The following is a 10,963-nucleotide window of genomic DNA, read 5'->3' as shown; positions in this document are numbered from 1 at the left end:
ACCCTCACCATCCCCGCCCCCTCCTCGCCAATGCTTCGCCCATCCAACCAGATGGGTCTGACATGGATGCGAGCGGCCACCCTGCTGAGCCAGCGCGCCCCCGGGCCCGAAGGGGCGCGAACTGGTCCGACAGTCGGACCAGTTGGGCGACGTCGCTCCCGGCAGGCGCCTCCGCCTGTTGCCGCCTTGGCGGTCCGACAGTCGGACCAGTTGGGCGACGGCGCTTCCGGCAGAGCCCCCTGCCTGGGACTGACTTGGCGGTCCGGCAGTCGGACCGGATGGGCGACAGCGCTCCCGCCAGAGCCCCTTGCCTGTGGTTGTCTTGGTGGTCCGGCAGTCGGACCAGTTGGGCGACGGCGCTTCCGGCAGAGCCCCCTGCCTGGGACTGACTTGGCGGTCCGACAGTCGGACCAGTTGGGCGACGGCGCTCCCGGCAGGGGGCTCCGTCCGAGGCTCCACCCTGGCCTCCGCTCAAGCATCCCGTCGCGATCCATTGCTGCGCGCCACGAAGCGCATGTCCTCACGGAGCGTTTCGGGGCGCGGGATGGGTCAGCGAACTTCTGGCGGCCTGCCGAGGTCGTCGCGCAGGCGTACCGCGTAGCGGGCCGCGGCGGCGCGCAGTCGTGAGGCTTCGTCCCGGGCCACGCCTTCCAACGCGGTCGCGGCCAGGGTGTGGTGGCCGTATTGGAAGGCGAGGTAGCACGGCCGGTAGAAGCGCAGCAGCAGCGGGGACACAGGGCGGCCGCGGGTGTGCTCGACGCGCGTGGTGAGCGCGGGTTCGCTCAGGTCCAGTTCCACGGTGGCGCCCACGATGTCCCAGGCCACGTCCTGACAGCCCACCAGGTCGAGCCCGGCGTGGTGGTCCACGGCGTCCGTCTTGAGGAACCGGCCTCCGGGGAGCATGAGCCATTCCCATGGATGGAGCTTGTGGTCCGTCTCCACGGGCCGGGCGGCGCGTGTGAGCGCGTCCAGGCGCGGTGTCCATGCGTCCAGGGCTCGCGCGACGGCTTCGCCCATGCCGCGGACGGTGTTGTAGCGGGCCATCTCCAGCAGGTGGCTGGCAGACGCGCCGCGTCCGGGCTCCAGAGCAGGAAAAGTATGTGCGCGGAAGCCGAGGTAGCGGCCCACGTGCTCCAGCAGCGCGGCGCGATCCAGGTCGCGGGCGAGGACGCACGACGGAGCCCGTGGCGCCGAGCTGTCAGGACCCTGCACTCGGGACAGGGGACGTGCATGCGTCAGCCAGGGCTGCACGAGGAACCCGTGGCGCAGCCCCATGACGGGAGGCGTGAAGCCCGCTTCCGCGAGCTGCCGTGCGCGGTGGACCCGGTGCTCCGCTGGGACTCCGAGGCCCGCGAAGCGGAGCAGGAACGTGCCGCGCTCCGTGGTCAGCAGGTACTTGCGGCGCTCCTGCTGGATGTGGACCGCGGGCCAGTCTCGCGGATCCGGGAAGGCGTGGTGGCGCCATGCTCCCGCGCTGATGTCCTCCAGCGGCGCGATGGCCGGTCCGGTGAGGTCTTCCACCCAGGCCGTGAGTCGCGCTTCGCACTCGTCGAAGTTCGGGGGGTGGCGATGGGCCTGGGTCCAACGTGCGCGGTGATGCTCAACGGCCATGGGGCCCGGAGCTCCGGCATGACTGGGGAAGAAGTGCAGCCGTCCTCGGGGCATGCCCCGGGCCTCCAGGAAGTCCGCCACGGCACCGAAGGAACTGCCCGACAACCCGGGGCCTTCATCCACGATGGCGACCGCGTCGGCATGGGCCACGGCTTCCAATTCCCGCGTGAGGTGGGGACCGGGACGCAACCGGCGCTCGTATGGGGGACCGACGGGGCGGACGGTGATGGGCGGCGTGGCTGCGCCCAGGCCCGCGGCAACGATGCACGCGAGTCCGGTACCGATGCTGCGTACGCCCACCACGCGTGTCGAGCCCGTGAGCCGCGAGGCCCTCGTGGCCTCCAGGTATAGCTCCGGGTAGAGCGCGAAATGCGCGTAGCCCTCGGGCTCCTTGAGCGTCACGCTCGCGGGCAGTGCGCTCCGTTCAATCGCTTCCATCAACGCGAGCGTTGCTGTGTCCGGTGCCGTGCCACCGTCCCAGTCCTCACCCAGGAGCCTCGCGAGTTCCAGTGGCAGGGCGAGCCAGGTCTGGCTCCTGGGGCCTGCTTCGTCCTCGCCCGTGGCGGCCGCGTCAGCGTCGAGCAGGCCCTGCGCGAGCACGCTGGCTTCGATGAACAGCGTCCTCCGCTCCGCGTGCCGCTCCAGTCCTGGAGGCAGTGTGGCCAGCCGCTTCAGCCGGACTCCCAACGCTCGGAGGACTTCCGTGGGCGACAGCACTCGCGGGTGATCGCCGTAGACGAGCATGCCATTCAGCTTCCGCCCGTCGTTTCCATGCCGGCACGCAGATGCCGGTACGCGATGGTCCCCAGCGCTTCGAGCGTGGGCACCGGCCATGCAACGGACCTATTCACATGCACATCCTGCGTGTACGCGATGAAGGCCCCCAGTTGCTCGGGACTCGGTGACACGCAGGGCCTCCGTGTCTTCGCCAGCTCCAGTGCCTCGAGCGGCTCCAGGCCTTGATCCACCAGCACGCACAACGCCAGCAGCGCGCTCCTTCCGATGCCGTGCTCGCAGTGGATGAGGACCTTCTGCTCCCTCATCAGCCGCTCGCGCACCCACGCCACGCCGTCGTGGATCATCCGCAACTGGATGGCGCGCATGTCCACCGTGGGCAGGTGCAGGAACGTGATGCCGTGCTCGCTCAGCACGTGCTCGTCGTCCTGGCACTCCACCCGGACATCCACCACATGACGCACGCCCAGCTTCTGGGCCAGATGCGCGGCGGCATCCATGGGATAGCTTCCGCCCACCGCCAACAGCGGTGTCACCCAGTCGAGATTGAGCTCCCGCTCCTTCACGCGCATGCGCACTCCCTTGCCGCTCCAGCGCCTCGTGGCCGTGGAGGGAAGATAGGAGCCTTCCGTGGGGGACGGCTGGGGAGCCTCGGGCGTGCTCCGGGCGCTCGGCCTGCTGATTGGCGTCGGGGAGGGGAGGGGACATGGCGCCTGTCGCGAAGGGCTTCCGGGTGTGGCTGTGGGTCGTGCTGCTCGCGGGGTGCGCGGCCCATCGCCCACCCCCCGCCGCCCCGGCTCCAATCCAGGAGTTGGAGCGTTACTCGCGGTTCGAGCTCGGCTTCACCGTCCCTGGCAGCACGAGCGCTCCGGACGACGTCCCCGTGCTCGCGCGCTTCGTGGCGCCCTCCGGCCGGGAGCTGGCCGTGGGCGGCTTTCCCGTGACGGGCGGCGGCTTTCGCGTGCGCTTCACTCCCCAGGAGGTGGGCGAGTACCGCTACCGCATCCAGGCGGGGACACGCGAAGTGGCGTCGGGCCGGTTCCTGTCCCGGCCGTCCTCACGCCGGGGCTTCGTGCGCCGGAGCACGGTCTCCGCGCACCACCTGGCGTGGGAGGACGGCACGCCGTTCCTGCCGCTGGGGGAGAACCGCTTCAACGTCTACGACCCCACCTGGAACCACGGCCAGCAGTCCGCGAGTGACTACATCGCGAGCATGGCGGCGCGCGGGATGAACACCCTGCGCATCTTCATCTTCACCGACTGCGAGCAGGAGGAGCCTGTGCCCGGCCCCCAGCCCGGCTGCCTGGAGCCGCGCCCCGGTGTCTTCGACCCGGAGGTCGCCGCCCGTTACGACGCCCTCTTCGACGCCGCTGAACGGCACGGCCTCCAGGTCATCCTCTGCCTCTTCGCGGTGGGCTTCACGCCGGGCGAGACGTGGAAGAGCTGGGAGGACAATCCCTACAGCACCGCGCGAGGGGGCCCGGCCGCCATGCCTGATGACTTCTTCGACCGGCCGGAGCTGGCGGAAAAGCGGCTGCGCTACGTGCTCGCGCGCTTCGGCGCGTCACCCGCGTTCCTGGCCGTGGACCTGCTCAACGAACCTGAGTGGGACGGCAACGTCGGCGAGGCGACGTGGATACCCTGGGCGGAGCGGCTCGCGGCGACGTGGCACGCGGAGGACCCGTACGGGCACCTCGTCACGGTGGGTTCGGTGGGGCTGCACTGGAACGTCGATGGCGACGAGCGCCCCTGGTACGCGAGCCGGCAGGACGACCTGCTGCAGTGGCACCTCTACGGCAAGGAGTTCTACCAGGTGCATGCGCTCGCGGCGGAGCTGACGCGCAAGGTGGCGGAGACCTGGGGCTACGACAAGCCCCTCCTCCTGGGCGAGTTCGGCTACGGCGGCGATGACCGCCAGACGTACGACCACACGCACGTGGGCATCTGGGTCACCACCTTCTGTGGCGCGGGCGTGCTCGCGCACAGCGCGCCGCCCTTCACCGAGGACTCCGACGTGCCGATGACGCCGGAGCGCGGCCGGCACTTCCGCGTGCTGGCGGACTACCTCGCCCGCCTGCCTCCAGGTCCGCCGCTGTTGCCGCAGGAAGCACCTCCGGCATCGCCCACGGGCACGCGGGCCTGGGCCCTGGGACGTCCGGGCCTCCAGGCGCTGTGGGTGATGGGCGCGAAGGAGGGCTACGGCCAGCCCGTGACCGGTGCGCGGGTGCGTGTGCGGCTGACGCCCGGGCAGTACCGCATCACCTGGTGGAACGACGTGACGGGCGAGTTGCTGAGCCGCGAGCAGCGGCTCGTGATGGAGCCGGAGGTGTCGCTTCCCGTGCCTCCGTTCGTGCGGCACGCGGCCGGCGTGGTGGAGGCGGTGCACTGAACTCTCCGCATGGCGACGAGTGCACAGGAGGTCTGCCCCGGCGCGCCGGGTCCCTCGAGCCGGGGCGGTTTGTAGCTTGAGGAGATTCTCCGGGGAGGCAGCACATGGATGGCGCAGCGGCGGTCACGATGCGGGCGGCGGTGGTGGGCGGACCTCGGGGCATCCGCGTGGAGCGCGTGGCCCGGCCTGAACCGGGCCCCGGCCAGGTGCGGGTGCGGATGGAGGGCTGCGGCGTCTGTGGCTCCAACCTCCCCGTCTGGGAAGGGCGCGAGTGGTTCCGCTACCCCATGCCCCCCGGCGCACCCGGGCACGAGGGCTGGGGCGTGGTGGACGCGCCGGGCCCGGACGTCTCCGGCCTGAAGCCCGGTGACCGCGTGGCCATGCTGTCGTCCTCGGCCTTCGCGGAGTACGACGTGGTGGACGCGGCTTGCGCGGTGGTGCTGCCTCCGTCGCTCGCGGGCAAACCTTTCCCCGGAGAGCCCCTGGGCTGCGCGATGAACATCTTCCGGCGCGCGGACATCCAGCCGGGCCAGACGGTCGCCGTCATCGGCATCGGCTTCCTGGGCGCGGTGGTGACGCGGCTCGCGGCCAACGCGGGCGCTCGCGTCCTCGCCATCACCCGCAGGCCCTGGGCCCTGGAGCTGGCGCGCGGGCAGGGCGCCGCCGAGTGCATCCCCATGGATGACCACGTCCGCATCATCGAGCGCGTGAACGCCCTCACCGGCGGCGCCCTCTGCGACCGCGTCATTGAAGTCGTCGGCGAGCAGTGGCCGTTGGCGCTCGCCGGGGAGCTGACGCGCGAGCGGGGGAAGCTGGTGGTCGCGGGCTACCACCAGGACGGGCCCCGCCAAGTGAACATGCAGCTGTGGAACTGGCGCGGGCTGGACGTCATCAACGCCCACGAGCGCGACCCGCGGGTCTACGTGGAAGGCATGCGCCTGGCCGTGGACGCCGTCGCCTCCGGCCGGTTGGATCCGTTCCCCCTCTTCACGTCCTTCCCGCTGGAGGAGATGGACCGCGCGTTCGACGCCATGCGCACGCGTCCGGACGGCTTCCTCAAGGGCGTGGTCACCCTATGAGCGCCGGACCGGAGAAGAGGCCCCGCGTCGGCTTCCTGGGCATGGGCTGGATTGGCCGCAACCGCATGAAGGACATCGTGCGCTCCGAGCAGGTCCAGGTGGTGGGGCTCTGCGACCCTGCCGCCGACGCGGCCCGCGAGGCCCGGGCCCTGGCTCCTGGCGCGAAGTGCGTCGGGTCCCTGGACGCGCTGCTCGACCTGGGGCTCGACGGGCTGGTCATCGCCACGCCCAGCGCGGCGCACGCGGAGCAGTCCCTGCGGGCGCTGGAGCGCGGCGTGGCCGTGTTCTGCCAGAAGCCCCTGGGCCGCACGGCCGGGGAGGTGCGCCGCGTGGTGGACGCGGCCCGCGCGGCGGACCGGCTCCTGGGCGTGGACCTGAGCTACCGCTTCACCACCGGCATGCGGCACTTGCACGAACACATCCAGTCGGGCGCGCTGGGCCACGTGTACGCGGTGAATCTCGTGTTCCACAACGCGTACGGCCCGGACAAGCTGTGGTTCTACGACCCGAAGCAGGCGGGCGGCGGGTGCGTGATGGACCTGGGCATCCACCTGGTGGACCTGGCGCTGTGGACGCTCGGCTTCCCCACCGTGGAGACGGTGTCCGCCCGGCGCTTCGCACGAGGCCAGCGGCTGACCTCCCGCGAGGAGGGCGTGGAGGACTTCGCCGCCGCGCAGCTCGTGCTGGGCACGGGCGCCTGCGTGCAGCTCGCCTGCTCCTGGAAGCTGCCCGCCGGGTGCGACGCGGTCATTGAAGCGGCCTTCTACGGCACGAAGGGCGGGGCGGCGTTGCGCAACGTGGACGGCTCCTTCTTCGACTTCACCGCGGACGTGTTCCAGGGCACCCGGCGCGAACGGCTGAGCGCGCCACCCGATGCCTGGGGCGGACGGGCCGCCGTGGCGTGGGCCACCCGGCTGGCGAAGGGCGAGCGCTTCGACGTGGAGACCGAGCGGCTCGTGGACGTGGCCACCGCGCTGGACCTCCTCTACGCCTGAGCCGCGAAGGGAAGGGGCGGGGAGGGCAGCGCGTTCCTGGCGCTCATGCAGAACCCTCCCGTCCCTTCCGCCTCCCTGGCGCGCGCGATGGCGTGGCTCCAGCCGCACCGGCGCGCCGTCGCCCTCATCCTCCTGCTGGTGCTGACGGGCTCCGCGCTGAGCGCGCTGGAGCCGCTGGTGCTCAAGCACATCTTCGACCAGCTGGGCGCGCAGGGGGCCGCCCGCGCGGTGCTCCTGGGCGTCGGAGGCCTGGTGCTCATGGGCCTTGCGCGCGAGGTGCTCGCCTCCACGGCGAACTGGCTCACCTGGCGCACGCGCATCCACGTGCACTATTCACTCAACGAGGCCACCGTCACGCGCCTGCACTCGCTGCCCCTGAGCTTCCACCGCGAGGAGGGCGTGGGCGCCATCATGACCCGGCTCGACCGCGGCATGCAGGGCTTCGTGGGCGCCATCACGGAGCTGGCCTTCAACGTGGTGCCCGCGGCGGCCTACCTGCTGCTCTCCGTCACCATCATGCTCCGGCTGGACTGGCGGCTGGCGCTGGTGGCGCTCGCGTTCGCGCCCCTCCCGGTGCTCATCGCCCGGAAGGCCGCGCCCGTGCAGACGCAGCGCGAGCAGACGCTGATGGACCGCTGGGCCAGCATCTACGCCCGCTTCAACGAAGTGCTCTCCGGCATCGTCACCGTGAAGAGCTTCGCCATGGAGGAGCGTGAGAAGCAGCGCTTCCTGCACGGCGTGCGCGAGGCCAACGCCGTCGTCGTCCGGGGCGTGGGCTACGACGCCGTGGTGAGCGGCAGCCAGAACGTCATCGTGCTGGTGGCGCGCGTGGCGTCCGTCGGCATGGGCGCCCTGCTGGTGCTCCGGGGCGAAGTCACCACCGGCACGCTGGTGGCGTTCCTGGGCTACATCGGCGGGCTGTTCGGTCCGGTGCAGGGCCTGAGCGGCGTGTACCGCACGCTGCGCACCGCGTCCGTGGCCATGCACCAGGTGTTCTCCATCCTGGACGCGCAGGACCGCCTGGGCGACGCGCCGGACGCGCGCGAGGTGACGGACGTGAAGGGCGAGGTGGAGTTCTCCGGCATCCACTTCGCCTACCCCTCCGCCGCGGGCGAGGGCCGGCCGCTGTTGCGCGGCGTGGACCTCAAGGTCCGGCCGGGAGAGACCATTGCCCTCGTGGGGCCCAGCGGCGCGGGCAAGACGACGCTGATGAGCCTCCTGTGCCGCTTCTATGACCCCGTCCAGGGCTCGGTGCGCATCGACGGGCAGGACGTCCGGTCCCTCAAGCAGATGTCGCTGCGCCGCCACATCGGAGTGGTGCTCCAGGACGGCCTGCTCTTCAACGAGAGCGTGCGCGCGAACATCGCCTACGGCCGGCCGGAGGCCTCGCAGCAGGAGATTGAGGCCGCCGCCCGCGCCGCGCACGCGGACGTCTTCATCGACCGGCTGCCCCAGGGCTACGACACCGTGGTGGGGGAGAAGGGCAGCCGCCTGTCCGCGGGCGAGCGCCAGCGCGTCGCCATCGCGCGGTCGCTGCTCAAGGACCCGCCCATCCTCGTGCTGGACGAACCCACCAGCGCCCTGGACGCGGAGAGCGAGGCGCTGGTGCAGGAGGCGCTGGGCCGCCTGATGAAGGGCCGCACCACGTTCGCCATCGCCCACCGGCTGTCCACGGTCGTGGACGCGGACCGCATCCTGGTGCTCCAGGAGGGGCGCATCATCGAAGAGGGACGGCACGCGGAGCTCATGCGCCAGGACGGCTACTACGCGTCGCTCGTGCGCCGCCAGACGCGCGGGCTGCTCCCCGACCGCCCTCCGCTTCCAGCGCCTCCGCCGCCCCTGTCCGCCTGAGCAAGCCCGCCTTCGCGCCCGGGGCGTGACGCCGCTTTCCAACGCGCGCGAGGGCACGCGCCCAGGCAAGCCATCCGGGAGGGATGACCCGGACGGTGGGGTGTTTACCGTTCCCGCGGACAGGCAGCGGGGCCGCGCGCGTGGACGCGGCCAGGGGGCGGGGAGCGCATGGGCCGCAAACACATCCTCATCACCGGAGGCGCGGGCTTCATCGGTTCGCATCTGGCGGACGAGCTGCTCGCGCACGGCCACCGGGTGCGGGCGCTGGACTCCCTGGTGCCGCAGGTGCACGGCCCCGGACGCGAGCGCCCGGACTACCTGTCACCGGAGGTGGACCTCCACGTCGGGGACGTGCGCGACGCGGAGGCCGTGCGCCGGGCGCTGGAGGGGGTGGACTGCGTCGTGCACCTGGCCGCCGCGGTGGGCGTGGGCCAGAGCATGTACGAGGTGGCCCACTACACGTCGGTGAACAACCAGGGCACCGCCGTGCTGCTCCAGGCCCTCATTGAGCGCCCCGTGGAGCGGCTGGTGGTGGCCTCCAGCATGAGCGTCTACGGCGAGGGGCTGTGCCTCACGCCGGACGGCCGCACCGTGCCGGGCCCGGAGCGGTCGCTGGAGCAGTTGCAGGCGGGGGACTGGGAGCTGCGCGACGCGCACGGCACGCGGCTCACGCCCGTGCCCACGCCCGAGGACAAGGCGCCCACGCTGTCCTCCGTCTACGCGCTGTCGAAGTTCGACCAGGAGCGGCTGTGCCTGCTGGTGGGCCGCGCGTACCGCATCCCCACCGTGGGCTTGCGCTTCTTCAACGTCTACGGCCCGCGCCAGGCGCTCTCCAACCCGTACACCGGCGTGCTGGCCATCTTCGCGGCGCGGCTGCTCAACGGGAACGCGCCGCTGCTCTTCGAGGACGGCCTGCAGCAGCGCGACTTCGTGAACGTGCACGACGTGGCGCAGGCCTGCCGGCTGGCGCTCCAGGTGGAGGGCGCCGCGGGGCAGGTGCTCAACGTGGGCAGCGGCCGGGCCGTCACCGTGCGCGACGTGGCTCGCTCGGTGGGCGAGGTGATGGGCCTGTCCCGGATGCGGCCGGCGGTGACGGGGAAGTACCGCATGGGCGACATCCGCCACTGCTTCGCGGACATCACCCGCGCGCGCCAGGTGCTGGGGTACGCGCCCCGCGTGGGCTTCCAGGAGGGGCTCCTGGAGCTGTCGCGGTGGCTCGTGGGACGGGTGGCCCAGGACCGGGCCGCGGAAGCGCGCGCGGAGCTGGACGCCCGGGGGCTCACCGTATGAGGCCCGTGGCCAGCGGGGAGGGGACGGTCGTCATCTTCGGGGGCGCGGGCTTCATCGGCTCCAACCTGGCGGACCACTGCCTGCAGGAGGGGCGGGCGGTGCGGGTGGTGGACAACGTGTCGCGCCCCGGCGTGGAGAAGAACCTGCGCTGGCTTCGCGAGCGTCACGGAGAGCGCCTGCGCATCGACGTGGCGGACACGCGCGACCTGCTCGCGGTGCGCCGCGCCGTGCGGGACGCGAGCGAGGTGTTCCACTTCGCCGCGCAGGTGGCGGTGACGCACAGCCTCCAGTCCCCGCTCCACGACTTCGACGTCAACGCGCGCGGCACGCTCCACGTCCTGGAGGCGCTGCGGGAGCTGGAGACGCCTCCGTCGCTCATCTTCACCTCCACCAACAAGGTGTATGGCGGGCTGAAGGGGCTGGAGCTCGCGGTCCGGGGCCAGCGCTACGCGCCGGCGGACGCGCAGACGCTCGCGCATGGCATCAGCGAGGCGTGCCCGCTCGACTTCGAGAGCCCCTACGGCTGTTCGAAGGGAGCGGCGGACCAGTACGTGCTGGACTACGCGCGGACCTTCGGCCTGCCGGCGGTGGTGTTCCGGATGAGCTGCATCTACGGGCCCCGGCAGTTCGGCACGGAGGACCAGGGCTGGGTGGCGCACTTCCTCCTGCGGGCGCTGGAGGGCGAGCCGCTCACGCTCTACGGCGACGGCATGCAGGTGCGCGACCTCCTCTTCGTGGAGGACCTGGTGCGCGCCTTCCGGCTGGCGCAGCAGGCCATGCCGCGCATCCAGGGACGGGCCTTCAACATCGGCGGGGGGCCGGGGCGGACGGTGAGCCTGCTGGAGCTCTTGACGCTCATCCAGCGGAGCACGGGCCGCGAGCCGCGCGTCGCGTTCGAGGGCTGGCGCACGGGCGACCAGCGCTACTACGTCTCCGACACGCGCGCCTTCACGCGGGCCACCGGGTGGATGCCCCGGGTGTCCGTGGAGGAGGGGGTGTCTCGGTTGGGGGGC

8 protein-coding genes are annotated in these 10,963 nt (G+C 71.9%); 6 read left to right on the top strand and 2 right to left on the bottom strand.

Going from position 1 to position 10,963, the window contains the following annotated elements; genetic code table 11:
* Positions 1-549: 549 nt before the first annotated feature.
* Together D7W81_RS35290 and D7W81_RS35285 are read right to left on the bottom strand one after the other, a co-directional pair.
* Positions 550-2,355, bottom strand: coding sequence for a hypothetical protein (locus D7W81_RS35290; RefSeq protein ID WP_120559777.1), 1,806 nt, complete (start codon positions 2,353-2,355; stop codon positions 550-552).
* A 5-nt stretch (positions 2,356-2,360) separates the two neighbouring features.
* Positions 2,361-2,918, bottom strand: a complete 558-nt coding sequence (locus tag D7W81_RS35285) for a protein-tyrosine phosphatase family protein (RefSeq protein WP_120559780.1) — start codon at positions 2,916-2,918, stop codon at positions 2,361-2,363.
* A 134-nt stretch (positions 2,919-3,052) separates the two neighbouring features.
* On the opposite strand from D7W81_RS35285, the gene D7W81_RS35280 reads away from it, so the two are divergent.
* The 6 genes from D7W81_RS35280 to D7W81_RS35255 all read left to right on the top strand — a co-directional run.
* On the top strand, positions 3,053-4,735 hold the full coding sequence (locus D7W81_RS35280) for a DUF5060 domain-containing protein (RefSeq protein WP_120559776.1): 1,683 nt from the start codon (positions 3,053-3,055) through the stop codon (positions 4,733-4,735).
* 104 nt (positions 4,736-4,839) lie between these two features.
* The gene (locus D7W81_RS35275) at positions 4,840-5,814 is read left to right on the top strand and encodes an MDR/zinc-dependent alcohol dehydrogenase-like family protein (protein WP_120559775.1); all 975 of its coding nucleotides are present in this window, start codon (positions 4,840-4,842) and stop codon (positions 5,812-5,814) included.
* Complete coding sequence (locus tag D7W81_RS35270; RefSeq protein ID WP_120559774.1) at positions 5,811-6,809, top strand: Gfo/Idh/MocA family protein; 999 nt, start codon at positions 5,811-5,813, stop codon at positions 6,807-6,809. Before D7W81_RS35275 ends, D7W81_RS35270 begins: the two co-directional genes overlap by 4 nt.
* Positions 6,810-6,854: 45 nt before the next feature.
* On the top strand, positions 6,855-8,660 hold the full coding sequence (locus tag D7W81_RS35265; RefSeq protein WP_244227662.1) for an ABC transporter ATP-binding protein: 1,806 nt from the start codon (positions 6,855-6,857) through the stop codon (positions 8,658-8,660).
* Positions 8,661-8,828: 168 nt separating this feature from the next.
* Positions 8,829-9,950: an NAD-dependent epimerase/dehydratase family protein gene (locus tag D7W81_RS35260; protein WP_120559773.1), complete on the top strand. Its 1,122-nt coding sequence runs from the start codon at positions 8,829-8,831 to the stop codon at positions 9,948-9,950.
* On the top strand, positions 9,947-10,963 hold a 1,017-nt coding region (locus D7W81_RS35255), incomplete at its 3' end, for an NAD-dependent epimerase/dehydratase family protein (RefSeq protein ID WP_120559778.1). The genes D7W81_RS35260 and D7W81_RS35255, both read left to right, overlap by 4 nt.

This window comes from Corallococcus aberystwythensis (assembly GCF_003612165.1).
In the GTDB taxonomy this organism is placed as follows: Bacteria; Myxococcota; Myxococcia; order Myxococcales; family Myxococcaceae; genus Corallococcus; species Corallococcus aberystwythensis.
Note: the sequence above shows the minus strand (reverse complement) of the source record. Positions and strands in the feature narration are given on the sequence as shown.